Origin of the sequence: Marinitoga piezophila KA3 (assembly GCF_000255135.1) — a bacterium.
Lineage (GTDB): Bacteria > Thermotogota > Thermotogae > Petrotogales > Petrotogaceae > Marinitoga > Marinitoga piezophila.
Genome location: NC_016751.1, coordinates 2,206,480 through 2,231,407 on the forward strand (window position 1 = coordinate 2,206,480; position 24,928 = coordinate 2,231,407).

Genomic DNA, 24,928 nt, shown 5'->3' on the forward strand with positions numbered 1-24,928 from the left:
TATTAAATATCTTTTAGTGAAAAGAGATCAATATATTTTATCATATTTTCAAACCTCTGGAAAGTTAAGGCATTTAAACTGAGTGTAATTTCAAATGAAAACTCAATGTCATTTAAAACTTTTTTAATTGTTTGAATTTCATCATAGGTATATTCTTTGGGCAAATAATAGCCAAGAGTAACATGAGGAATGAGTATTTTTTTCAAAGGTAATACCTTTTCAAAAATATTGTACATATTTATGAGTGCATTAAAATCTGGGAAATCCTTTGGATAAAATTGTATTCCTATTGCAGCACCACCATTGAATAATCCATTGGAATTTAATGTTATTGTTGTATTTTCATATATCTCCTTTAATTCTCGGAAGACTTCCTTTACCTTATTTTCAGAATTTTTCATGCATTTTTCCAGATTATCAGCAGTAAAATAATTACACAAATCATGAATGGTTAAATGAAAGGTTTCTTCAGGTAGTTCATTAGCCAATATTCCATTTAATTCGCTGTATAATAATTTTTGAATAATTTGAACCTTTTTTTTGTCTTCATTATTCAATGGAATAACAACTGTATTTCCTATAAACTTTTTATATTCACCATTTTCATTTACTTTTAAATAAACACTTTCTAATACTTTCCAATCTTTGTTTAAACCATTTATAGAATCTTTTTTTATCTTATTAAGCTCGTTTATATAATCATTATATTCCATAAAATCGCCTCCATTCTCTCTAATTAAATATTATCATATTTAACCATTAAACCTTATACACGATAATATGAATATTATATGAATAATTAATATTTAAGATGGATTATCAACTGTAATTGTATATAATCATTATTTTTGGTATTTGTAACCGCTTACATAAAGTGATATTATTTTATATAGTGGGCATTTATGCCTAAAAATTTTAGGGGAGGGTTAGACATGAAGAAGATTATTTTGGTATCTTTGATTATTTCAATTGTTGTTTTTTCTTTTGCTATTGAAACATTAGTAGTATCTTCAAGATTATGGACTCCACCAACAGAAAAGGAGTTTATTATTAACGAGATTATTAAACCATTTGAAGATATGTATAATTGTAAGGTTAAATTCCAGACAATGGATGACCAGAGTATAATGGATCAAGTAGATGTTCAGGTTAGAACAAATAAGGTAACTACAGATGTAATAATATTATATGCTTCAAACATGCCTAAAATGGTAGATAAAGGATATGTATATGATTTAACTCCTTATGTTGAAAAATGGACAGATAGAACATTTTCTAAAGGTTTTGATTCAATGACCATGTTTAATGGAAGAAGGTATTTCTTACCTGTAGGAGCTGATGTATATCTTACACTTATTAATAAAAAAGCATTAAAGTACAAACCAGAGAATATTGATATTAACAATATGACATGGGAACAACTTGCAGAATGGGCTAATCTTGTAGCAAAAGCAGAAGGTGAAGGAAAATTTGCTGTTACTGGTGTTCCTATGAAATCATTGATTTATCAAATTGGTGCTATTGCATTATCTTATGGTGCAGACTGGCCAAATTTAGACAATCCAGGTTCAATGGCAGCATGGTATCTTATTTATAAGATGAAAGATGCATTTTCACCAGCAATAAAAACATATGACGATACAAGACCTCCAATGAAAAGAGGAGAAACATGGATGACAGTTGCACATTGTGCAAGGGTTGGAGAGGTATATAACAGCAATCCTACACAGTTTATAGTTGCACCTGCACCAAAAGGACCAGCAGGAAGAGGTTCTGTAGCAGGTACAAGCGGATTTGCAATTGTAAAAGGAACAAAACACTTTAATCTTGCTTTGAAATTCTTAGAATATATGACAAGACCAGATATAATGCTTAAAGCAAGTAAAGGTACAGGTGGATTTATACCTCCAGTTGACGAAGCTATAAAATATCTTGGGAATGATGCACAAGATGAAATTATCAAGAATGCTGTAACAGTTATGAATACAGGTGTATTATCATACATTGCACCTATCTGGAAAGACTGGGGACAGGTAAAATTAGTATATGATGATTTATTCAAAAAGATGATTCTTGAAGATAAAAAGTTTGAGCCTGATTTAATGGAATTATATCAATTTAAGATTGATGCAATGAGAAAATAAATATTATTTATTGATGATGGGGCGTTCTCAGGACGCCCCTTTAGTAAAGGAGTGATACCTTTGAGTACACAAAGACTTGAAAAAAGATGGATACCTTACATTTTAATTGCTCCAACAATTATATATTATTTAATCTTCTGGGTAAGACCGGTTATAACCGCTATTATATATAGTTTTTTTGATGAAAGTAATATATTTACCTTGAATAATTATATTACCATTTTTAAAGATCCATATTTTAAACAGGCAGTTTTTAACACATCATTTTTTGTAATAGTGTCAGTTACTTTAGAATTTGTAATCGCATTAATGCTTGCATTAATAATAAATAAAAAATTTAGAGGTTCGCAGGTGCTTTTATCTATTGCTTTAATTCCTATGGCTTTACCTGCTGTTGCAGTTGGAGCTATGTGGTCAAGTGGATTTGCGTCATATGGTTGGATGAATAGTATTCTTTATCATCTTGGTATAATAGATGCAAATCAAAAAATTGTATTTCTTGCAGGGAATGATTTTCAATCACTTATGTTAATAATATTAATTGATGCATGGCAGGTTATTCCTTTTATGATGGTTATTTTATTAGCAGGACTTCAAGGGATACCGAAGGATTCAATAGAAGCAGGATATATATTCGGCGGGACAAAGTTTACTGTTTTGAGAAAAATTACAATTCCCATGTTAAAACCGAGTATTCAAACAGCATTAATTTTGAGAATAATTTCAGCTATTCAGGTATGGTTGATAGTTGTTATGATATATGGATACAGAAGAATACCAGTATTATTGGAAGAGGTTGTATTTTATAAAGAACAAATTCTTGGTTTTTATAGAGTAGCACTTGCATATTCTGTAATAGTTTCGGTTATAGTTTCTATAGTTTCAATAATATATTTGAAGGTTTCCGGTGCCTTTGAAAAGGAGGAATCCTAAATGAAATCCTCTAAATACACGTATAAAAAAATTCTTTATTCAACATTATTTTATATTGTTGTAGCGGGAATAATTCTTGTAATACTTACTCCAATTTATTTTCTTGTTACTATTTCTCTTATGTCAGATCAGGAAGCTTATGATTGGCCAACAAGACTGGTTCCATCATTTTATAATCATTTTAGAATAGAACGTTCATGGGATAATCCTGATAAATTGCTTATTAGCGTATATAGTCCGGCAAAAAAAAGATATATTACAATTATTGAAGAAAGTAAGTTTGAAGATATAAAAACGTTTATAAGAAGAAAAACAAATAGTGAAATAAAAAAAGAAAAGTTTGATGCTCAAATAGTTAAATTAAATGAAATTATAGAGAAAAATAAAAGTGAAATAGATAGTCTTGTTCAACAAAGGAAGTTGTTAGAACGGGAATTAAATCAATTGAATGTAGATGTTGGAAGATTAATGGATAAAATATCGATGGCAGAAAAAATTGGAGGTATGGAAGATTTAATATCTCAGATAAAGGAAGAGATAAATAATAAAAATACTAGAATAAATGAAATAGAATCAGAATTGTCTAAAATAGAAGAAAAATACGATCAAATAGCTACGGTTCATTTTAGTGTGCCCAAAAAACTTTTTGATAATTATGTAACCTTTTTTAGAGTTACAAGTGATGCATTACCAGCATTACTGAGAAGTATAGAAGTTGCATTTTTAACGGTTTTTATTTCTTTAATTATTGGTGGAATGGCAGGATATGCTTTTGCAAGATATACATTTAAAGGTAAAAATTGGCTTAAATTAAGCGTATTGTTTGTTAGAATGTTTCCTGGTATTTCAATAGCAATGCCAATGGTAATTATATTGATAAATATGGGTTTTTATGATAAACCTATTGGATTGTCTCTTGTATATTCGGTTGGTCAAATTGGAATGACAATATGGATTACCGCAAGTATATTTATGGGTATATCTGTTGAGTTGGAAGAAGCAGCTATGATTTTTGGTACTACGAGATTTGGTGCATTTATGAAAGTAACTCTGCCTCTGGCATTACCTGGATTAGCCGCAAGCGCTATGTATGCTTTTATAGGAAGTTGGGCAGAAACTGCACAGGCTATAGTTCTTACACAATTTAACCCTACATTTCCAGTTGTTGTTTATCAAACTCTTGTAGGAGCTAAGGGATTGATAAACTTAAGTGCTGCAGGAGGTGTTTCATTAGCATTACCAGCTATAATATTCACCTTAATAATAAGAAGATATATACTTCAAATGTGGGGTGGCGTTAGAGTTTAAAATCTTAAATATAAGGAGAGATTAATATGGCTACACTTGAACTTATAAATTTATCAAAACGTTATGGAAAGAGTGTATGGGGTGCAAAAGATATTAGTTTAAAAGTAGATAACGGTGAATTTATAGTATTTTTAGGTCCCTCAGGTTGTGGAAAAACAACCACTTTAAGAATGATAGCAGGTCTTGAAGAAGTTACAGAAGGAACAATTTTAATTGATAATAATGATGTAACTTATTTAGAACCAAGAAAACGAGAAGTAAGTATGGTTTTTCAGAGTTATGCTGTATGGCCTCATATGACCGTATATGAGAATATAGCTTTTCCTTTAAAATTAAGAAAGTTGCCTGAAAAGGAGATAGATAATATAGTTCAGGAAGTTTCAGAAATGGTGAAAATACAGGAATATTTAAAAAGATATCCCAGACAACTTTCTGGAGGACAAAGACAAAGAGTTGCTCTTGCCAGAGCATTGGCGGTAAAACCAAAGATATTCCTTATGGATGAACCATTATCAAATTTAGATGCTAAACTTAGAATAAAGATGAGAACAGAATTAAAGGCTATACATAATAAAACCGGTGCAACAACAATATTCGTTACTCATGACCAATCAGAAGCTCTTTCAATGGCAGATAGAATAGTTATTATGAAAGATGGTAATATAGAGCAGGTTGGAACACCTGATGAAGTTTATTTTGATAGTGAAAATGTTTTTGTGGCAGGATTTATAGGGACTCCGCCTACAAATTTCTTTAGAATGAATATTAAGAATGAAGGGGATAAAATAGTTTTCTATAATGAAGAATTAAAATTTAGTTTGTCAGATAAGATTAAGCAATTACTAAAAAATTATAATAAAGATGAAATTATTCTTGGAATAAGACCAGAAAGTTTTAAAATAGTTTCAAAAGATGAGGCTATATTTAGCAGGGATATACTTGTTGTGGAACCACAAGGTTCCCATCAAATTATAGCGATTGAAATTGGAGAGCAAATAATAAAAATTGTTTCACCATCGTTTCCAAAATATAGTTCTGGTGAAACTATACATATTTCATTTGATGAAGAAAGGGTAATGTTATTTGATATAGAAACAGAAAAGAGAATAAGGGAGTGAAAAAATGAATATGGCATTGTTGCATTATCGTGGTGGATTAATGGATGGAGTATCTTTGGAGATGGATAAATGGAAAAAGGTATTGGAAAAACTTGGGCATAATGCCGATATTGTGGCTGGCAATAAAAAGGAAGGTGTTGATAATTACATTGAAGATATAGGTTTTGAAAATAAATTATATAGAATTATAAATAAAAATGCATTTGAGAAATTAGAAGATTTTACAGAAGATGAACTAGTAAAAGCTATAGAATTAGAAAGTGATAAGTTATTAAAAAATTTTGAAAAAGGACTTGAAAAATATGATGTTATTTTTCCAAATAATATATGGTCTTTAGGAGCATTCCTTCCAACAGCAATTGCTTTAAAAAGATATGCAGATTTACATCCTGAAAAATTATTTATAGCTCACCATCATGATTTCTGGTGGGAAAGAGAGTATTTTCTCAATTCAACCTCTAAAAAAATTGAAAAATTGTTGGAATATTATTGCCCTCCCGTTGGAAAAAATATCAAACATATGGTAATTAATTCAATTGCAAAAGAAGAATTAAAAAAGAGAAAAAATGTTGAAGCAACTGTAGTTCCTAATGTGATGGATTTTGAAGAAAAATCATTTATTATAGAGGGATTGAATAAAAAAATTAGGGAATATTATGATATTCCAAAGAATAGCATTATCTTTTTGCAAGCAACTCGTGTAACAAGAAGAAAAGCAATTGAATTGGCAATAGATTTAATTGAAGTGTTCAATAAAAAGGTTAAAGATAAAAAAGGTGAAATTTTGTATAATGGAGAAAGGTTTAATGGTGAAATACTTCTTGCATTTTCAGGAATGTGTGAAGATGATGTATATTTTGACGAATTGAAAAAAAAGGCAAAAGAGCTTAATGTAAAGATTCTTGATATGTATAATGCAGTTGAAAAAGGAATATGGAGCTTTTGGGATTTGTACAATATTTCTGATATAATTACATATCCATCAATTCTTGAAGGTTGGGGGAATCAGTTGTTAGAAGCAATTGTTGCCAAAAAACCTGTTGTTCTCTTTGAATATGAAATATTTTTAAGCGATATTAAAAATTCAGGGCTTGAATATATTAATCTTGGAAATGAATATGAAATGATTGATGGTTTTGTGACAGTAAATAGGGAGATTTTAGAAAAAGCAGCAGATGAATTAATAGAAATTCTATTTAACAAAGAGAAATATTATGGTATAATAGAAAGAAACTTTGAAGTAGGGAAAAAATATTTTAGTTTTAATACGTTAGAAAATATTATTCGTAATTTACTTAAATGAGGGGGGCAAAAAATATGGCAACTATTGACGATGTTGCCAAATTAGCCGGTGTTTCTACGGCAACAGTTTCAAGGGTATTAAATAATACTGCTAATGTTAGTGAAGAAACTCGTGCAAAAGTATTATATGCTATAGAAAAATTGAATTTTAAACCAAAATTTTCTGCGAAGGCTCTGGCAAAAAGCAAAAAAAGATTTAAAATAGGATTAGGACTTGGGAAAAGAATGCAACTATTGAGAGATGAAAGTGATGAACTTGGAGGACAATTTTATGGAATAATTGTTAGAGAAATAAAAGCATTGGCAATGATGCATGGAGCAATTGTAAAGGAGTTATGGTTGGAAGATGATTTGTATGAAAAATTTGATGGCTTTATTCTTGTAGGCCTTGATGTAACGAGGGAAATATTGAAAAAATTTAAGGATACAGAAAAACCTATCGTGTTATTGGACCATTATATTACAGGTGAAGAAATAGATAGCGTACTTTCAGATAATTATAATGGAGCTTTCTGTGCTGTGAATTATTTGATTAATAAAGGATATAAAGATATTATACATATTCATGGACCATTAACATCTTATAGTTTTAAACGAAGACATGATGGATATATTGATGCAATGAAAAACGCGAAACTTAAAAGTCAATGTTATGAATATGATGATGTGAAAAATAATATTGACGTTGTAATACAAAAAATCATAAAAGGTAAAATACCAGAAGCTATTTTTGCTTCTAATGATATAACTGCAATGAGGATAATAAGTGAATTAAAAAAATATAAAATAGGGATTCCAGATAAAGTTAAAATAATAGGATTTGATGATATTCCTATGGCTAAAAAGTTTAATCCCCCTCTTACAACAGTAAAGGTATTTAAACAGGAGATGGGAAGTATAGCATTTAAAAGGTTATATGAATTAATGTTAAATGAAAATATTCATCCTACGCGAATTTCCGTTTATACTAAGTTTATAAGAAGAAAAAGTGGATAATAAAAAGGGATAACTGAGAAGGTTATCCCCTTTTATTTTCTAAAAAAATATTTTTAGGTTCTGTAATTATTCCCATCATAATAATATCATAATATTTATTTTTTATGTAAACTGCTTCTCTTCGTTTTCCCTCTTCTATAAAACCAAGTTTTTTATATAACTCATATGCTTTTGGATTGTTGGAAAAAACCTCCAATTCAAGTCTGTGTATTTTTGGATTTTCCAAACACCACGTAATATGATTTTTTATTAATAATCTGCCAATTCCAATACCCCTAAACCGCTCTAAAACAGAAACTCCCAGTTTTGCCGTTTTTTGAATTCTTCTTCTTTTTAAATTCCATTGAATATCACAATTAGCTATAATATTTTCATTATATCTTGCAATTAATGTTCTAAATCCAAAATTTTTATTTGAAAAATCAATTAAGGTTTTTATTTCTTTTTCCGAAAGATCAAATTCATCAGCTGTTGTTAAAAGTGTTTCAGAATTTTCAAATATTGTGTTGAAAAAATCCAATAAATTCTTTGAGTCATTTTTATTTGGATAATCAATATGAATTCCATGATTACCTTTTACAAAAACATAATATTCCTTTTGTAAAATAGCACCATATTTTTTTAAGGCATTTTTTAGTTTTTCCTGTGAAGGATATAAGCTTATAAGATATTCATCTGCTGTATAATTTTTTATATCATTTAAAGCCTGAAGAATAAGAGACGGATTATATACTGAGAATTCCATTAATTCGACTTTGTTATTTTTTACAATATAAAATGCCAGGATTTCATTTTCATTTCCTAAAAATCTAAAAGTATAACCGCTTTTATAAAAGTTTATAAGATCCCATACTGTAAATGGAATATTTATTTTTTTAAGTAATTTCAGAATAGAATATATTATTTCATTTTCAATAATAAAATCGAGGAATGTCTGTGTATTACCTTGAACATATTTATTTTTCATTTTGAAAACAGAAAATTTACCAATATTGTTAATATACAATGTGTCATTTTTTACTTCTGAAAAGAAGTAGATATTTCTTTTAGGGATATTAATAGTATTTTCTAAAATATTTATTATTTCTGTATTATCCTTTACATGGAAGAAAAAATCACCATAATCATTTCTATAAATTTTCCTCACCTCTATATTGAAATGCCTCTGATACATGTTCAACAGTTACATATTTTGAATCATTTAAATCAGCTATAGTTCTTGAAACCTTTAAAACTCTATTTATTCCTCTGCCAGTCATTTTAAAGGCTTTTGCACCTTCTTTTAAAAATTCTTCAGCTTTTTCATCAAGTTTTATATATTTCTTAACTTCTTTTTGTGTAAGTTTTCCATTTAATTTGTTTTGCCTCTTTATCTGGATTTTGCTTGCACGTTCTACTCGTTCTTTAATAGCTTCAGATGATTCTTCTGAAAAGTCATTTAATAATTCGTCTATTTTTACACGAGGAACAGTGATTTTTATGTCAATTCTATCTGAAATTGGTCCTGAAATCTTTCTATTATAATTTATTATTTGATTTATAGAACATGTACATTCATGTTCAGGATCGCCATAATAACCACAAGGGCATGGATTTTGGGCAGCGACAAGCATAAACTTCGCTGGATATGTTGCGACAACCTTTGCACGAGAGATAGTGACAATGCCATCTTCAAGTGGTTGTCTTAAAGCTTCTATAACATCTGTTCTAAATTCTGGAAATTCATCTAAAAACAAAACACCATTATGTGCCAAACTTATTTCACCAGGTTTGGAATCAGAACCGCCACCAATAATTGAGGCTGTTGATGCCGAATGATGAGGCGCTCTAAATGGACGTTTCCTGATAATCTTATTGAGATAACCATATATAGAATATATTTTTGTTGATTCAATTATTTCTTCTCGTGTCATTTCTGGAAGTATAGTTGGGATTCTTCTTGCAATCATTGTTTTTCCGGATCCTGGGCTTCCTTTCATTAAAAGGTTGTGAAATCCCGCTGCAGCAATTTCAGCAGCCCTTTTGGCAAAATATTGCCCTTTAATATCAGAAAAATCAATTTGTTCTTCATTTTCTTCATAAAATTTTTCCCCAGGTGCAGCCTTATATTTTTCTTTTTTTTCATTATCGAAAATATAGATTATTTCAGATAAATGAGATATAACATAAACTTCATTGTTTTCCTCTAAAAATAAAGCTTCCTCTTCATTCTCTTTAGGGATGATGAATTTAGCGTTTTTTTCTTTTTGAGCTAATTCAAGTAACAATAAAGTAATTCCGGGTATTCCTCTTATTTCCCCATTTAATCCGATTTCACCAAAAATATAATAATCATCTATATCAAAATTAATTTGTTTAGAGGCTAATAATATTCCAACAGAAATAGGTAAATCAAAATGCGTTCCCTGTTTTTTTAAATTACTTGGTGCCAGATTTACTGTTACGTTTCCATTTGGAAAATTAAAACCGGAATTTCTAATAGCACTAAAAACTCTTTTTTGACTTTCAAGAATGGCAGTATTTGGCATTCCAACTATTTTAAAAACCTGTTGTGTTGAACGAGAGTTAATATCCACTTCTACAAGTATAGTTTTTACTTCAAAACCGCTTACAAAAGCACTTTTAACTCTTGAATACTTCATCCCTTACCTCCTTTTTAAAAATAATAGCCTCTATTATTATACCAGATATTCACAATTGCTATATATTAAGTTCTTCTATTTTTATATTTGCTTAACATTTTCAATGTATAATTGCAAATGGTTTGCAATTACAAAATATGGAGGTGGTGTAGTAATGAAAAAAAGCCTATTTTTGGCAGTTATTTTAATTATTGGTGTTTTAGGATATTCTTTAAATATTTCCGTTTCAATATATCCATATTATCTTGTTTTGAAAGATATTGTATCCAATGAGGATCAAATTAACATCATTGTACCAGCAGGTAAAAGTCCCCATACTTATTCTGTTTCCTCGAAGGATTTAATAAAGATATATAAAAGTGATCTTGTAATTTTTAACGGACTTAATTCAGAAGTGTTCTTAAATAAAGTTATAACTAATATCAAAAAGAAGAATATCAGCTATATTTTTGCTGGTGAGGTTATTCCAGAGGATATGATTATAGGTAGTAACCCTCATATATGGTTAGATCCAGAATTAATGTATAAATATATAATTCCAGAGATTACCAATAAACTCATTTTGTTAAATCCTGAAAAAAAGGAATTATATTCCGAAAATTCTAAAAAACTTATAAAAAAATTAGAATTAATGGATGAATACTTGAAGATTAAATCCTCTGAAATAAACGGAAGTATTATTACATTCCATAATTCATTTCCATATTTTGCAAGACATTATAATATAAAAATAGCTGGAGTTATTGAAAAATCACCAGGTGTAGAGCCATCGATTGCAGATATGAAAAAATTATACGATTCTGCGAGAAAAAACAATATAAAAGGTGTTTTTTCTGAACCGCAATTAAATCAAAAAATTGCAGAAAAAGTTGCCAGGACACTTAAAGTAAACTTAGGAATGCTCGATCCTTTGGGAAATTCCTTTAATAGCATAGATGAGTTATATCTTATTAACTTTTTAAATATCTTAAATACTATTAGGTGATTTTTATGAAACTAACAAAACCCAGAAAAGATATACTTAAATTATATGAAAATATAGATTATCCATTAAATGCAGAAGAAATTTATAATTTACTCAACAAAAAATATGATCTTTCAACAATATATAGAAACCTTAATTTTTTTGAAAAAAATCATATTTTAAAGTCCATAGTATTTTCCGATAAAATAACCTATTATTATCGTCCAAATGGTCATATTCACTATATTTACTGCATAAAATGCAAAAAGTTTGAAAAACTTGATATGTGTTTTGAAAAAGAATACAGTAAATATATTGAAGAAATACTGAAATTTAAAATCACAGATCATATTCTTTATTTTGAAGGCATATGTTCTAATTGCCAGCATGAGGGGGAGGGTAAGCAATGAAAAAGGAAAAGGTTATAAGCGTTAATAACCTTAATTATTCTGTTGAAGATAATGAGATACTAAAATTCATTACCTTTGATATATATAAAAAAGATTTTGTTGGAATTATAGGTCCTAATGGTGCAGGAAAATCTACACTCATAAAAATTTTAATTGGAGAAATTGAAAATTATCAGGGTAAAGTAGAGATTAATGGAAAAATTGGATATGTTCCCCAAAAAGATGAATTTGATAGGACTTTTCCAATAAAGGCATATGAAGTTGTATTAATGGGAATGTACAAAAGCGTTGGATTATTAAAAAGATACAAAAAAAGCGATATTGAAAAGGTTAGAGAAACCATGAAAAAGTTAAATATAGAGTATCTTTTTGATAGAAATGTTGGAAAGTTATCTGGTGGTGAATATCAAAAAGTATCTCTTGCAAGAGCACTGGTAAGCGATCCAGATATATTAATACTTGATGAACCAGAAGCAGGAGTAGATAAAAAAGGACAAAATATGATTTATGATATTCTTGAACGATTAAATGATGAACTCGGCTTAACGATAATACTTGTGAGTCATGATATTTCAATGGTTGTAAAAAAGACAAATAAAGTTATGTGTTTAAATAGAACCTTACATTGTCATAAGAATGCAATTGATGTAACTGCTGATGATTTAAAGAATATATACGCTGAAGAGATGGAAATACTTGTACATATTAATCAGCCGTTGAAAGTGGTGAGCAAAAATGATTGAATTATTCAGTTATGATTTTATGGTATATGCAATTTTATCTGCAGTTTTGGCAGGTTTTAGTGCATCATTATTATCGAATTATATTGTTTTGAAAAAAATGGAGTTTATAGGCGAAGGTGCTGCTCATACAGCCTTTGGAGGAATTGCTTTAGCTATTTTAATTGGATTTAATATTGATATTATGAATATAATTGTAGCACTTCTTTTTGGAACGACTATATTTTTTATTGGTAAAAAAGGAAAAATAAATGAAAATAGTGTAATTGGTATGCTTCTTTCATTTTCAATGGCATTGGGAGTTATATTCTTATATTTAAAACCAGGATATACACCTGAAATTACCAGTTATCTATTTGGAGACATATTAATGGTAACCCAGAAAGATGTAATTATTTTATCCGTTGTGGCTATATTGATTTTATCCCTTGTAATATTGTTTAATAAAGAACTTAAATATTATGCGTTTAATCCGAGGATTGCCAAGATATATGGAGTGCCTATTGACTTAATTGGTTATATATTTTTAATAACAGTATCAATTGTAGTTGTTACTACCGTTAAAATTATAGGGATAATCCTTGTGACTTCATTGCTTATAACACCTGGCGTAATTGCCAAACTTTTTGCTAAAACACTAAACCAGATGTTAATTATTTCTTCTATAATCGGAATATTCTCTGGATTTTTTGGGATAGTAATTGCATATTATTTGAATATTCCGCCAGGACCATCAATAGTTGTAACATTATTCACCATTTTTGTAATCAGTTATTTATTGAAGAAATTAACAGAAAGGATTATAATACAAAAGAAATAGTTTTTTAGTAAGAAAATATGTTATAATTAAATGTATTTCAATTTAAAAATCGAAAGGGGTGAATTTTATGGATTATCTTAGTTGTAGCGAAGATCCTTTATCTAGACCGCCATAACAAAATAAAAAAAGGAGGAGATAAAAATGGTAAAATTTTACAAAAGAATTGAGCACAAATTAGTGGAGGCAAAAAGCTTTTCTCAAGATGCATTAATTAAGGTAGTAAATCCTTCACAGGATGAAATACACATGTTATCCAGCCTTTTGAACTTTGATCCTGATTTTATTACCGATTCAATGGACGAAGATGAAAGAGCACGTATTGAAATAGATGAAGATACAATATTGCTTATCTTAAAAGTTCCAATGAAAAATGAAGAAGACGATAAAATACCATATAAAACTGTTTCTTTAGGCATAATAATTGGAAAAAATTATACATTGCTTGCAATGAAACAGGAAATTGCATTTATTGAAAAAATGATAGAAACACATTTATTAAATCCACACAAAAAAAGCAGAATGATTTTTCAGATATTCTTTAAAAATGCAAAACTATTTTTGGATTATCTAAAAGAAATAAATAAAACTATAGATTTAATTGAGGAAGAACTACACAGATCTATGAAAAACAACGAATTAGAAACACTGATGTATCTTGAGAAAAGTTTAGTGTACTTCACTACTTCTTTGAGATCGAATGAAATAATGATGGAAAAACTGTTAAAAGGTAAAATTCTGGAATTATATGAAGATGATGAAGATTTGCTTGAAGATACATTAATTGAAAACAGACAGGCTATAGAAGTTACAAATATATATAGTAACATTCTTTCAGGAATGATGGATGCATATGCCTCTGTTATTTCCAATAACCTTAATATAGTAATGAAAATCTTAACTGTTGTTACTATATTAATGCAAATACCAACTATTATTACCAGTTTTTATGGAATGAATGTAAAGTTGCCGTTTCAGGAAAATCCATTAACATATGTAAATATAATTATTTCTTCTATAATAATAATGATTCTAACAGCCTTATTATTTAAAAGTAAAAAATGGATGTAATAAATTAAATGCAGAGAATTACTTCTCTGCATTTAATTTTTCATAGCAGTCTCTAGATAACTCTAAAGTAAAAGACAATTTTAAGGAAAATAGTTACCAAATTCAGAGAAATCTATCAATAATATCATCAAGCAAAATTCTTTCATCATCTTCAAAAGAGTAATAGCCTAAAACAACATGCTTTTGCCCGAAACCATATTTAATTGCAAAATCACGAACCTTCCCTTTTGGATAAGGAGTAATGGGCCATTTAATATCGTATCGAACACAATTTCTTAAAAACACATCAAAGATTTTCATTTCCTCATCACTGAGCTTAAAATAATTAAAAACAAACTCCTTAAAGTTCTTTGTTTTCTTAAAAAGCTCAGTGATGAGTTTTTTTCTTGCTAAATAAAATGGTGAAATATTATAATTCATGTCTTTTCCATCTTCAGAATTCAATAATCTTCTTTCGGCTTTCTTCAAATCAAAATCACTCATCATAACATTAAAAAAATACATCTTCTCATAATTAGCAGAGAAGAATTTAATAATCTTATCCTCCCTTGCTAATTCTCTTAACATTGTTGTTGTCGAAATAACTTTATTTGCATAAAATAAACCTTCTAAAATATTGATAAATAGCGAATTTTTATTTTTGAAAAAACACTTGCAAGTCGTGTTGGAAAGGATAAAATAAAAAAATAAGATGAAAGAATGAAATTTGAAATGAACCCCGGAAGAAAATTTATTTTCTAATAATCAGGGCATTTTTTATAAAAATCATAAAATAAATTAATGATTATTGTCCTTTGAATTAAACAAAAAAAATAACAATAAAAATATATCAGATGATATAATAATTATGTAAATTTATCGAATTTGTCAAAATAAAAATTAATTGAAATTTTACTGGAATTTTACATTATATATTGACATCTTTTTTTTTTTCTGCTAAAATTATTGTGAATTAAATAAGTGAAAATAATATCTTTTAATTATACAATAATATAATATAAAAATTATCCATTTATTGGGTTTTATCTTGAATTGTTAAGCTATAAAATTCACAATATTATCTTTAGTATTATTAAATAAATCACATAATGCCTAAATAAATTTCAAAAATAATTTTGAATTACACTTGTGCATGGTTAGAAATATTATTTAAATATAACTGAGCAAATTCTATAATCAAAAAATTTTCATTTCTCAGCCGGCTGAGTTGTTCTGGTACCAAGAATTTATAAAAAATTTAATAATTTATTTAGAGAGGATGGGTGGTAGGAATTGGATAGAGAAAGTCGAAGAAGAGAAAAAAATGAATTTTGGTGTCCGTATAAAGGAGCTGTATGTTTTTAGATTGCTGGTGGTTGTGTACTTGTAATGGTCCAGGTGGTTGTTACGAAGCCTGTACAATCGTTCAATAAACAAAATTAATTTATTAGTGTCTTCAAAAATAGAAAAAAATAAAGTAAAAAGGAAGTAAAAAATATTACGAAAAGTGAAACCAAAGAAAATGAAGAAGAAAATAGAAAGAAATGGAAAGAAAAATAAGAAAAAGTCAGGTAAGGAAACAAAAAAATGAAAAAAAAAAAGAATAAAAAAATTAAGACTGAACAAAAGAAGATTTAGTTTGTTTAATAGAAAAAATTAAATCATCCCGCTTCATAGAATGAGCTAAGAAAGCAGAGGCGATAAAAAAGAGATTAATAAGATTAGCATCAAGAGAAACTGAATTGATAAAGCGTAATTTGGTATGAGAAAGGATAGATTCTAATCTTGCAAAAAGAGAGAGAATATAAGCAAAAGAGGAATGAGATTTCATACATTCAGAATAAACAAAATCAAGATAAATTTGTTTAGGATTCTTACTCATGGTTTAATCTCTCAGCTAGGAAGTTTAGTTTTAATTAACTATATTAAATAAAAATTTAATACAGTTAAATTATAAAACAGAGAGGTAAACCTCTTTTAAGAATAAGATGAAATTCTGTAAACAATATATTTTAGGAATTTCGAAAGATACTATAACTTATTATACGAGGAGGTAAATTAAAATGAAAAAAAGGATTTATTTAGTTTTTTTTATTTTAATTTTTTCGATGATTATGGTTTTTGCATCTTCAGGCGAAAAAGCTATTAATCAAAAAATGCATAAAATATCACCTCGTAATTTCGAACAACCAACAAAAAAACAATTGGAAACTTTAAAAGTCTATGAAACACATAAAATTGAAAGCGACTCTTTACTTTTTAATAAAAATATAAAAAAATTTACAAATTATTCTTTTAATATTTATACATATCGCACAAGTTTGTATAGAGGAAGTTTTATGCTCTGGTCAAGAGATGTTGTTGAATGGCAAAGTAATGGAACAAAAATCATATCTAGTAGCGGATGGCAGGAAGTTGGATATGTATTTCCAAATATAGCTCATGCAAAAGGCATTGTATTAATATATAAAACATCAACATTTCATAAATATCGTGCTACAAAAACAATAGGAGCGGGAGTAGTGACGCCCTGGGGAGATGTAAAAATTTATAGTCAGGATGTTACGGATTATGTCGTCGTTTATGCAAATGGTGATGCTGAATGGTATTGAAGAAATTTTTATAATATTAAAAATTAGGAAGGTATGAAAATACCTTCCTAATAATAATATAAGGGGGTGATTAATATTGATAACAATAGAAAATCTAACAAAGTATTATAAAAATAATTTAATTTTTAAGAATGTTAATATGTTGATTCCAGAAAATAAAGTAACATTGTTTATAGGTGCAAATGGAAGTGGAAAAACTACATTATTTAAATGTTTATTAAATTTAGAAGATTATAGAGGTAAGATTTTATATGATGGTAAATGCTTAAATGAAATAAGAGACACTATATATGTAATTTATGATGATACTCCATTATATTATAATCTCAGTGGTTATAAAAATATCGAGTTATTATTGAATAAAAAAATCAGTATTCAACAAATAAAAGAAATCTCATACATGTTTTTGAAAGATGAAATTTTGAAATTAAAAGTAAAATATTATTCTCATGGCCAGCGAAAAAAATTAAGTTTAATTATCGCAATGCTTACAAGTCCAAAATATTTATTTATGGATGAAATAGCAAATGGCCTGGATTATAATACAAAACTTTTATTGAAGAATTTCATAAAAAAATGGTCAAAAAAAATGACAATTATTATGACGGGGCATCAATTTGAATTTTATGATGGTATTATTGATGAGTTGTTTATTTTAAAAGATCATTCAATTATTAAAATTAATGAATATGGTGGTGATTTGAGTGCAATATATAAAAATCTTATTAAGTAATATCGGCAAAGAAGTAAAATATCAAATATATTCTGGTGTCTTTATTTTAATGATTATAACCCTGTTAATATTTTCCGGACTAAATTTGTATAATCAAAAAAAGTTAATTATACAAAATTATAATTTATTTATACATACATTAAACGAAACAAAAAAAATGGGAATGGATGTCGAAGAAATTTTAAAAAAACCTTTAAAAATAGAAGAAAAAAATGGAGTAAAAAAAATAAATAATCCTTTGAAATTTGATTATGAAAACGTAGCCCTGGCAATTTATGATTTAAAAAATCCTAACCGCGTTATAACTAATACCTTGAAATATTTATCTTTTATTTTTTATTCATTTTTCTTTGGTGTATATGGTGTATATATTGCAACATATGATATAAAATATAAAACCTTAAAGATAAAAGCTGTTCAGAATAACTGGATGCATATATTATTATCAAAACAGTTATCAATGTATATATTATCATTCTTAATGATTATTATTGTATTATTTCTGTCAAGTATAATAGGCTTTATATTTTATAATAGTCTTTTTTTTGATATTCCTGTTAATGAATTTAAATTATCAGTTCAACCTTCAGATACAAACATTATTTTACAATTTGTATTAAGTGTATTTCTTTCATTTATTTTTACAACTTTTGGATTTTATCTCGGGTTATTATTTAGAGGAGTTATTTATCCTATATTAATTTTAGTTCTTTATAATTTTATTTTCCCCACTTTTGGAAAATATGATTTAAAAAATTTAATCTCTATATTAGGACATAAAGTCTTTGATTTTTACGGAAATTTTATATTATTTAAACCTGAAAAAATTTCGTTAAACGTATCTATAATTTTATTAGTTACATATATTATTATAAGTACATTATTTACTTATATAATAGTAAAAAACCAAAGTAAATATATAGACTGAATAGCGACGTAAATAATATGACAACATCATCCTTTAATAAAGATTTTATACTAAAAAGCAAGAAGGAAGTAAAAAGTTTTATTAAAATATTATAAAAAACTTCCAAACCTATAAAAATTGATAAAAATTGCTGGAATTAATCAAATGAGGCAAAAGCCTCATTTTGTTTTGATATGGTATATTGCATACTAAAAGTAAGTCAGAAATAAATTTAGAACTAATTTACTGGTTGTACAATTTTTTATAGATCCATTATTTGCTATAAGAATGAAATCTGTATATTTTCTAAAATAAGGATACTAAAAAATTTTTGAGTAAATAAAATTCATAAAAACTAAATGCAGAGAATTATTTCTCTGCATTTAGTTTTTCATAACAGTCTCTACATACTGCAATATACTTCTCAAATCCTCCAACATCTATTTCATCACCATTTCCAACTAATTTAAATGAAATAGTTCCGTTGTATTCTCCACATTCATGACATACAGCCTTCTTTTTAATAATTTCATCAGCATATGCTGAAAGCAAAATTGTAGTCTGAAATGGGTTGTTTTTATATGTAAGGTCTAATCCAGAACAATAAACATTTATTCCTTTCTTTAATAAATCATTTATAACATCCTTTAAGCCTTCATCAAAAAATTGAACTTCATCAACAAATACTGCTTTTTCATCATAATCAAGATAATTATACATTTCTTTTGATTCTTTAATAGGAATTGCTTCTACTTTTGTACCGGTATGTGAAACAACATATTCTGAAGCATATCTTGTATCTATAATAGGTTTAAATACTTTGATTTTTTTCTTTCCAAGTGTATAGATTTCTATAAATGAAATTAATTCTGAAGTTTTTCCTGAATACATAGGACCTACAATTAAAATGAATTTTCCTGACATTATATTACCTCCTGTAATCTATTTGAGAAAATTTGGGGTTTTATCATATGAAACAAGAACAGTATTATTATACTGATAAAATATGAAATGAATTTTGCAGAATTATCATTAAAGATAATATATGGGATTTTAGAATTTAGAAAAATCAAAAATTCATTGAATCCTTTTAATGAATAATCAATCCATATCCCTAAAAAATGTGGTATTGGGAATAAGATTGCTATAACTCCAAAAAACATTATTGCATATATTATCGGTGTAATAATTATCGATAAAAAGATTCCAAGTAATGAAATTCCATTAAAAAATATAATACTCCATGGTGCAACAGCAAGATATGCTGATAATGTAATTATAAACGGGTTTTTAGTATATTTTAGAGAAAATAATATTGAAAATGAAGCAAAGTAACTCATTAAAAATCCTGGTGATAATATACTATATGGATTATATAATAAATTTATTATTCCAACTATTCCAAGGAGATTTAATGTGTCTATATTAAAGCCAAAGATTTTTGATAATTCAACAAAAATTAGCAAAAGCACAGCCCTTGTTGCTGAAGGAGAAAAACCTGAAGCTGCAAGATAAAAAAGCAATATTATTATAGTAAAAATGCGCCTATAATGTATATGAATTAAGGTCTTTGAAAATATATAATATATGGCAAAATAAAGAAGATATACGTGAAAACCAGAAACAGCAAATAAATGCAAAAGTCCAGCTTCCTTGTAAATTTTAGAGTATGTAGGGCTTATGCCACCAAAAAGAATGGAAAATAAAATATTATTTGTTGAATAATCATAATGATTATAAATACGTTTTTTGAAATAATTTCTAATAGAGTATATGCTTCCTTCATTTGAATTTGCCATATACTCCGCATTAAACCTTCCATTCAGGTAACTCCCATAGATATATACTTTATTTCCAATTTCAAATGGATCAACAGAAAACTTATTATAGTTAAAATATAATGTTTTATTATAATCAACCCATTTGTTTTCAAAGAAAATTTTTTCTGTTTTTACTTTAAATTGATTATAGTTTTTATCTGTAATATATCCTAAAATTCCCAGGTCAATGTTATTAAGATTATCGGGTAAAACATTAGTAATAAAAAGTGTCCTAAATACGATTAATCCTATTATAATTAAAAAAAGAGCTTTAGTTTTTAAGGAATATTTGTTAATAAAAAAGACTACAGCCATAAATATTATGGCTGTAGTTATCATTTTTACTTTTATTAAAAGGATTATTGTAATTGCTACTGAAAAAAGTGTTACAAAAAATGGCATTATGCTCCAAATTTTTCTAATTTTCTTGCATTACCGAGAAGCAATCCCATAAGATCAACAGCATATATTGTTCCCATAGAGCCCCTTGCTGCTTCAAATTCATCAAATGCTTTTGATAAGCCAGCTCTTGTATATGGGGATTTTATCATAAATGGAACTGGATGCCAGCTGTGTCCGCTCATTGCTACAGGTGTTGAATGATCTCCTGTTACCACTAAAACATCAGGATTTAATTCAAGTAATTTTGGTAATGCTTCATCAACCATTTCGATTACGTGAACCTTAGCATCAAAGTTTCCGTCTTCTCCGTATGAATCTGTTTTCTTAATATGTACATAGAAGAAGTCATATTCATCCCAGTGTTTTTTCAAAGTTTCAAATTCATCTGCAGGTGTTTCTCCGTCAACATCTAAAATATCCATTCCAACCAACTTAGCTAAGCCTTTATACATTGGGTAAACAGCAATAGCAGCTGCTCTCATTTTATAAACTTCTGGAAATTTTGGAATTGCAGGGTATTTTGAAAATCCTCTAATTAATGCAAAATTGATTTTTGGTTCGTCTTTTAATACTTCTCTAATTTCCTTCATTAATTTTGTAACTATTTCTGCAGTTTTTTCTGCAGCAGGATCATATGCGTGTGCCCATTTAATTGGCAATCCTTCCTTCTGTGGGTCAGCATCTTCAATTCTGTCATCTAATCCTTCTCCTGTTAGTTTTACAACGAATCTATGTTCTTTTCCAGGATAGAAAGTGATTTTAACACCATCGATTTCTTTTATGTGTTCTTGTAAGATTTTTACTACTCTTGCTGATTCTTCTGATGCAGGTCTTCCAGCTCTTCTGTCAACAACAATATCACCGTCTAATGTTGCGAAATTAGCTCTTGCAACAACGTCTTTTTCTCCTACTTCAACATTAATACCAAGTGCTTCGAGGATACCTCTTCCAATTTGGTATTTAATAGGATCATATCCGAAAATACCAAGATGTCCAGGTCCTGAACCTGGAGTTATTCCTGGTAAAACAGGTATTGTTTGACCAAGGTCTGATTCTGTTGCTACTTTATCGAGATTTGGAGTTTTTGCAGCCTGTAAAGGAGTTTTTCCATTAATAACTGTGTCTCCTATTCCATCCATTACAAGCATTACTATTTTTGAATCTGTTTTTGTAATAAGCTTTTGTAAAAATTCCTGTCTATCTACCATCATATGTTACTCCCTCCCCAACAAATAATTGATTTCATAAAAATTATAGCATATTTTCTTTTGGCAATTATAATATTTGAGTAAAATTTTAAAGACGTTATCTTTTTGATAATAATACACTGGTATAATTAATTTGAAAATTTAACAAGGAGGTTTTTAAAATGAAAAAAGGTATAATATTTGATCTCTACGGAACGCTTATAAATGCAAATCACTTATTTTTACCAATCGCTAAAATTATTTCAAAGGAATGTAATTATCCATCAAAGATAATCGAAAAAAAGATTAATGAAACATATAAAGAGATATTTAAGGACTATCATTTAAAACCGTTTAAACCTGAAAGGGAATATTATAAAATAATGTTTGAAAAAATAATAGATGTTTTTGAATTAAAAAATTCACCAGAATATTATATAGATGAAATGTATAAAACATTTATTAACCTGCCACCATACGAAGATGTCGATTATTTAAAATATTTAAAAGAAAATGGCATGAAAATAGCAATACTTTCAAATGCTGATGATGATTTTGTAATTCCAACTTTAAACAAAAATCCTTTTCCATTTGATTATCTTATTACCTCATATGCCACGAAGTTATATAAACCGGATCCTAAAATATTTGAATATGCATTAAATGAAATGCGATTATCAAAAGACGATGTGATATTTGTTGGAGATAATTACAATGTTGATATTCTCGGCGGCAATAATTTTGGGATAAAATCAATTCTTATAAATAGGTTAAATCGTCAATATGAATATTCAGAAACTATAAAATCATTATATGAATTGGATAGATATTTAAAATAATAAATTTACCTTGCGAGCAGCACCAGATCTAAATAACGTTCTGGTTCCTGCTCCTTTTTTTATCAGATCAAACAATAAATCGCCATTTTCAACATATGCACCTGATAAAATCTTTACAGGAAATACATCTTCCACCATCATAGTTGATGGTCCGGCTATTGCAACTCTATCTGTGTTAACATAATTTAATATCCAATCTATAGTTCCATTCACAATTGAAGTTCCAGTGATAATAACAGCACTGCATTTTGGGAGCATCTCTATAATTGCCCAATCTGGAAGTACTTCATCACTTCTCCTTTGTCTATCAAAAACAAGAACATCCCAGACTTTGGGTTTTAATATTTCAACAAAGGGCGTAATTTCGCCAATCATTCCAACAACATCGTTTTTCTTAAATTCCATTAATTCTAAAGTATCTCCACCAACAAATCGTTCTGGATTTTTATTAAAGACAGCATTTAATGCAGCGTAAGATACAGATCTTAATAATGGATCACCAGAAAATAATCCTACTTCTAATAAATCTTTTGCTTTCATTCCAATATTAGCTTTACTCTCTGGTTTTCCGTCTAATCCCATACATTTGTAAAATTCTTCACATTTACCTAAAGTATCTTCGCGATTTGTAGCAACAAAACCTACTCTACCATCGCTTAATTTTACAGCTGTTTCTCCAATACCAATAATAAAATCTTCAATAATAACATCATCTGTTAAATTTTCAAGAGCTTTGTTATAAAGTTTTTTTGCAATACTCAACTTTATCCCCCCTACCATTTTATGTGATACTATTATACTATTTTTAACATTTAATATCAAATGTTATTTCTCAAAAATTCTGTAAGATAAAAATGGTAAAATTAAATAAACTGGAAGGAGGTTGAAAAAATGAGAAGTATTTTACAAGATTTAACACCAGAATTTTTGAAAATATTAAATATGGATAAAATATATTGGTATGAAGGATGGAAGGAATATAAACAAAAACATCCCAGATTAATTAGTGAATATGAAAAGAAAGAAGATTTAAACGAAGAAAAAATAAAAGAAAGATTACAAGATATTAGAAGAAAAGATTTTGATTTATTTAAGCAGGATTGGGAGAACAATTTTCTCAGTGTAAAAAAAGAAATGGTTCAAAAACTTTCGAGAAACGCTGAACATTATCAATTAAAACGTGGTGATTTTGTTGTATTTATTATGGGAATGTTGGGTTTAAATTCTCATTATTATATCGATACTTACTATGGAACTGTTATTATGGTTGATTCATTTTATCATTTTTTAAATAACGTAGATATTAGAGAAACTGTTGATAAGGCGATTTTAGAATTTATTAATAATAGGCCGGTGGATACTAAAAAAGCGCTTTTTGGTAAATTGCTATCACAAATAGAAAAGATTATATATGATACAAAAGACATTAATAAAGCTATGGAAAAAATTGTAAAAGTATTATATGATAATGTGGATTATTATAATTGGGTAGGTTTTTATTTAACTGACAAAAATGAAAAAAATATATTAAAACTTGGTCCATATCTTGGCGAACCAACAGAACATGTAAAGATACCTTTTGGTGAAGGAATTTGTGGTCAGGCTGCTGCAACAAAAAATACCTTTGTTGTTCAGGATGTTTCTAAAGCAGAAAATTATCTTTCATGTAGTGAAAAAACAAAATCAGAAATAGTTATTCCTATTATTGATAATAACGGAAATGTATATGGAGAGCTGGATATAGACAGTCATAAGTTGGAACCATTTACTATTGAAGATTCCCAATTTTTAGAAGAAATTATTAATTTATTTGTTAAAAAATATGTTTAATTTAATTAATATTTAGTTTTTTAACCTATTCACAAAATCGAGAAAAAAAGCTTATTTAATAGATACAATTCTTAATGAAAGTAAAAAAATATTAAAGTGTAAATTTTTAGGATTTTTTTCTAATTGTCATGGGGTGCATATTTCTTTTTGATAATTCCTAAGTTCACTAAGTTT

23 protein-coding genes and 1 pseudogene are annotated in these 24,928 nt (G+C 27.8%); 16 read left to right on the forward strand and 8 right to left on the reverse strand.

The features are described from left to right. Nucleotides 1-2: 2 nt before the first annotated feature. A complete protein-coding gene (locus tag MARPI_RS10340) occupies nt 3-713 on the reverse strand; it encodes a hypothetical protein (protein WP_014297540.1) in 711 nt (236 codons plus the stop codon). 219 nt (nt 714-932) lie between these two features. On the opposite strand from MARPI_RS10340, the gene MARPI_RS10345 reads away from it, so the two are divergent. From MARPI_RS10345 to MARPI_RS10370, 6 genes are read left to right on the forward strand one after another with little or no spacing between them, the layout of a single operon-like run. Beyond that, the gene (locus MARPI_RS10345) at nt 933-2,144 is read left to right on the forward strand and encodes an ABC transporter substrate-binding protein (protein ID WP_014297541.1); all 1,212 of its coding nucleotides are present in this window, start codon (nt 933-935) and stop codon (nt 2,142-2,144) included. Nucleotides 2,145-2,204: 60 nt separating this feature from the next. Then, nucleotides 2,205-3,077: a carbohydrate ABC transporter permease gene (locus MARPI_RS10350; RefSeq protein WP_014297542.1), complete on the forward strand. Its 873-nt coding sequence runs from the start codon at nt 2,205-2,207 to the stop codon at nt 3,075-3,077. After that, complete coding sequence (locus tag MARPI_RS10355) at nt 3,078-4,385, forward strand: carbohydrate ABC transporter permease (RefSeq protein WP_014297543.1); 1,308 nt, start codon at nt 3,078-3,080, stop codon at nt 4,383-4,385. Between the two features lie 26 nt (nt 4,386-4,411). Continuing rightward, a complete protein-coding gene (locus MARPI_RS10360) occupies nt 4,412-5,503 on the forward strand; it encodes an ABC transporter ATP-binding protein (RefSeq protein WP_014297544.1) in 1,092 nt (363 codons plus the stop codon). Nucleotides 5,504-5,507: 4 nt separating this feature from the next. Next, a complete protein-coding gene (gene mggS / locus MARPI_RS10365) occupies nt 5,508-6,806 on the forward strand; it encodes a mannosylglucosylglycerate synthase (protein WP_014297545.1) in 1,299 nt (432 codons plus the stop codon). A gap of 14 nt (nt 6,807-6,820) precedes the next feature. Then, nucleotides 6,821-7,801 carry a LacI family DNA-binding transcriptional regulator gene (locus MARPI_RS10370; RefSeq protein ID WP_014297546.1) on the forward strand — a complete coding sequence of 327 codons (981 nt, stop codon included), beginning with the start codon at nt 6,821-6,823 and terminating at the stop codon, nt 7,799-7,801. 22 nt (nt 7,802-7,823) lie between these two features. On the opposite strand, the gene MARPI_RS10375 is transcribed toward MARPI_RS10370, so the two are convergent. Beyond that, a complete protein-coding gene (locus tag MARPI_RS10375; RefSeq protein ID WP_014297547.1) occupies nt 7,824-8,948 on the reverse strand; it encodes a GNAT family N-acetyltransferase in 1,125 nt (374 codons plus the stop codon). After that, the gene (locus MARPI_RS10380; RefSeq protein ID WP_014297548.1) at nt 8,932-10,443 is read right to left on the reverse strand and encodes a YifB family Mg chelatase-like AAA ATPase; all 1,512 of its coding nucleotides are present in this window, start codon (nt 10,441-10,443) and stop codon (nt 8,932-8,934) included. Before MARPI_RS10380 ends, MARPI_RS10375 begins: the two co-directional genes overlap by 17 nt. 154 nt (nt 10,444-10,597) lie before the next feature. Here MARPI_RS10380 and MARPI_RS10385 point away from each other — a divergent pair, with 154 nt between their 5' ends. The 5 genes from MARPI_RS10385 to MARPI_RS10405 all read left to right on the forward strand — a co-directional run bounded on the left by MARPI_RS10385 (nt 10,598) and on the right by MARPI_RS10405 (nt 14,445). Then, a complete protein-coding gene (locus MARPI_RS10385; protein ID WP_014297549.1) occupies nt 10,598-11,428 on the forward strand; it encodes a metal ABC transporter substrate-binding protein in 831 nt (276 codons plus the stop codon). Nucleotides 11,429-11,433: 5 nt separating this feature from the next. Further along, the gene (locus MARPI_RS10390; protein ID WP_014297550.1) at nt 11,434-11,817 is read left to right on the forward strand and encodes a Fur family transcriptional regulator; all 384 of its coding nucleotides are present in this window, start codon (nt 11,434-11,436) and stop codon (nt 11,815-11,817) included. After that, nucleotides 11,814-12,560 (forward strand): metal ABC transporter ATP-binding protein, encoded by a 747-nt coding sequence (locus MARPI_RS10395; RefSeq protein ID WP_014297551.1) that lies wholly within the window; start codon nt 11,814-11,816, stop codon nt 12,558-12,560. The genes MARPI_RS10390 and MARPI_RS10395 overlap by 4 nt, the downstream gene beginning before the upstream one ends. Then, nucleotides 12,553-13,377, forward strand: coding sequence for a metal ABC transporter permease (locus tag MARPI_RS10400; RefSeq protein ID WP_014297552.1), 825 nt, complete (start codon nt 12,553-12,555; stop codon nt 13,375-13,377). The genes MARPI_RS10395 and MARPI_RS10400 overlap by 8 nt, the downstream gene beginning before the upstream one ends. Before the next feature lie 141 nt (nt 13,378-13,518). Then, a complete protein-coding gene (locus MARPI_RS10405; protein WP_014297553.1) occupies nt 13,519-14,445 on the forward strand; it encodes a magnesium transporter CorA family protein in 927 nt (308 codons plus the stop codon). A 102-nt stretch (nt 14,446-14,547) separates the two neighbouring features. On the opposite strand, the pseudogene MARPI_RS10410 reads toward MARPI_RS10405, so the two are convergent. Beyond that, nucleotides 14,548-14,991: pseudogene (locus MARPI_RS10410) on the reverse strand (hypothetical protein); the annotation flags it as partial. A gap of 1,496 nt (nt 14,992-16,487) precedes the next feature. Between MARPI_RS10410 and MARPI_RS10880 the strand changes: the two are divergent. The 3 genes from MARPI_RS10880 (at nt 16,488) to MARPI_RS10430 (ending at nt 18,697) form a co-directional block, all read left to right on the forward strand. After that, complete coding sequence (locus MARPI_RS10880) at nt 16,488-17,036, forward strand: hypothetical protein (RefSeq protein ID WP_014297555.1); 549 nt, start codon at nt 16,488-16,490, stop codon at nt 17,034-17,036. 76 nt (nt 17,037-17,112) lie between these two features. Beyond that, nucleotides 17,113-17,769, forward strand: coding sequence for an ATP-binding cassette domain-containing protein (locus tag MARPI_RS10425; RefSeq protein WP_014297556.1), 657 nt, complete (start codon nt 17,113-17,115; stop codon nt 17,767-17,769). Further along, a complete protein-coding gene (locus MARPI_RS10430) occupies nt 17,741-18,697 on the forward strand; it encodes an ABC transporter permease (protein WP_014297557.1) in 957 nt (318 codons plus the stop codon). The genes MARPI_RS10425 and MARPI_RS10430 overlap by 29 nt, the downstream gene beginning before the upstream one ends. A gap of 348 nt (nt 18,698-19,045) precedes the next feature. On the opposite strand, the gene MARPI_RS10435 is transcribed toward MARPI_RS10430, so the two are convergent. The 3 genes from MARPI_RS10435 to MARPI_RS10445 are packed head-to-tail and all read right to left on the reverse strand — an operon-like array spanning nt 19,046 to nt 22,106. Next, nucleotides 19,046-19,600: a thymidine kinase gene (locus MARPI_RS10435; RefSeq protein WP_014297558.1), complete on the reverse strand. Its 555-nt coding sequence runs from the start codon at nt 19,598-19,600 to the stop codon at nt 19,046-19,048. Continuing rightward, nucleotides 19,600-20,898, reverse strand: coding sequence for a ComEC/Rec2 family competence protein (locus MARPI_RS10440; RefSeq protein WP_014297559.1), 1,299 nt, complete (start codon nt 20,896-20,898; stop codon nt 19,600-19,602). Before MARPI_RS10440 ends, MARPI_RS10435 begins: the two co-directional genes overlap by 1 nt. Next, nucleotides 20,898-22,106: a 2,3-bisphosphoglycerate-independent phosphoglycerate mutase gene (locus MARPI_RS10445; protein ID WP_041639183.1), complete on the reverse strand. Its 1,209-nt coding sequence runs from the start codon at nt 22,104-22,106 to the stop codon at nt 20,898-20,900. The genes MARPI_RS10440 and MARPI_RS10445 overlap by 1 nt, the downstream gene beginning before the upstream one ends. A gap of 161 nt (nt 22,107-22,267) precedes the next feature. Here MARPI_RS10445 and MARPI_RS10450 point away from each other — a divergent pair, with 161 nt between their 5' ends. Next, nucleotides 22,268-22,924 (forward strand): HAD family hydrolase, encoded by a 657-nt coding sequence (locus tag MARPI_RS10450; RefSeq protein WP_014297561.1) that lies wholly within the window; start codon nt 22,268-22,270, stop codon nt 22,922-22,924. Here the strand turns inward: MARPI_RS10450 and MARPI_RS10455 are convergent. After that, on the reverse strand, nt 22,916-23,686 hold the full coding sequence (locus MARPI_RS10455) for a Rossmann-like domain-containing protein (protein ID WP_014297562.1): 771 nt from the start codon (nt 23,684-23,686) through the stop codon (nt 22,916-22,918). The genes MARPI_RS10450 and MARPI_RS10455 overlap by 9 nt on opposite strands. Nucleotides 23,687-23,815: 129 nt before the next feature. Between MARPI_RS10455 and MARPI_RS11210 the strand changes: the two genes are divergently transcribed. Further along, the gene (locus tag MARPI_RS11210; RefSeq protein ID WP_014297563.1) at nt 23,816-24,754 is read left to right on the forward strand and encodes a GAF domain-containing protein; all 939 of its coding nucleotides are present in this window, start codon (nt 23,816-23,818) and stop codon (nt 24,752-24,754) included. The last annotated feature ends 174 nt before the right edge of the window (nt 24,755-24,928 follow it).

Excerpts from the sequence above, each read along its gene's own strand:
- MARPI_RS10340 (WP_014297540.1), bottom strand. The coding sequence starts at position 713 with ATGGAATATAATGATTATATAAACGAGCTTAATAAGATAAAAAAAGAT.
- MARPI_RS10345 (WP_014297541.1), top strand. The coding sequence starts at position 933 with ATGAAGAAGATTATTTTGGTATCTTTGATTATTTCAATTGTTGTTTTT.
- MARPI_RS10355 (WP_014297543.1), top strand. The coding sequence starts at position 3,078 with ATGAAATCCTCTAAATACACGTATAAAAAAATTCTTTATTCAACATTA.
- MARPI_RS10360 (WP_014297544.1), top strand. The coding sequence starts at position 4,412 with ATGGCTACACTTGAACTTATAAATTTATCAAAACGTTATGGAAAGAGT.
- mggS (WP_014297545.1), top strand. The coding sequence starts at position 5,508 with ATGAATATGGCATTGTTGCATTATCGTGGTGGATTAATGGATGGAGTA.
- MARPI_RS10370 (WP_014297546.1), top strand. The coding sequence starts at position 6,821 with ATGGCAACTATTGACGATGTTGCCAAATTAGCCGGTGTTTCTACGGCA.
- MARPI_RS10380 (WP_014297548.1), bottom strand. The coding sequence starts at position 10,443 with ATGAAGTATTCAAGAGTTAAAAGTGCTTTTGTAAGCGGTTTTGAAGTA.
- MARPI_RS10385 (WP_014297549.1), top strand. The coding sequence starts at position 10,598 with ATGAAAAAAAGCCTATTTTTGGCAGTTATTTTAATTATTGGTGTTTTA.
- MARPI_RS10390 (WP_014297550.1), top strand. The coding sequence starts at position 11,434 with ATGAAACTAACAAAACCCAGAAAAGATATACTTAAATTATATGAAAAT.
- MARPI_RS10395 (WP_014297551.1), top strand. The coding sequence starts at position 11,814 with ATGAAAAAGGAAAAGGTTATAAGCGTTAATAACCTTAATTATTCTGTT.
- MARPI_RS10400 (WP_014297552.1), top strand. The coding sequence starts at position 12,553 with ATGATTGAATTATTCAGTTATGATTTTATGGTATATGCAATTTTATCT.
- MARPI_RS10405 (WP_014297553.1), top strand. The coding sequence starts at position 13,519 with ATGGTAAAATTTTACAAAAGAATTGAGCACAAATTAGTGGAGGCAAAA.
- MARPI_RS10880 (WP_014297555.1), top strand. The coding sequence starts at position 16,488 with ATGAAAAAAAGGATTTATTTAGTTTTTTTTATTTTAATTTTTTCGATG.
- MARPI_RS10435 (WP_014297558.1), bottom strand. The coding sequence starts at position 19,600 with ATGTCAGGAAAATTCATTTTAATTGTAGGTCCTATGTATTCAGGAAAA.
- MARPI_RS10440 (WP_014297559.1), bottom strand. The coding sequence starts at position 20,898 with ATGCCATTTTTTGTAACACTTTTTTCAGTAGCAATTACAATAATCCTT.
- MARPI_RS10445 (WP_041639183.1), bottom strand. The coding sequence starts at position 22,106 with ATGGTAGATAGACAGGAATTTTTACAAAAGCTTATTACAAAAACAGAT.
- MARPI_RS10450 (WP_014297561.1), top strand. The coding sequence starts at position 22,268 with ATGAAAAAAGGTATAATATTTGATCTCTACGGAACGCTTATAAATGCA.
- MARPI_RS11210 (WP_014297563.1), top strand. The coding sequence starts at position 23,816 with ATGAGAAGTATTTTACAAGATTTAACACCAGAATTTTTGAAAATATTA.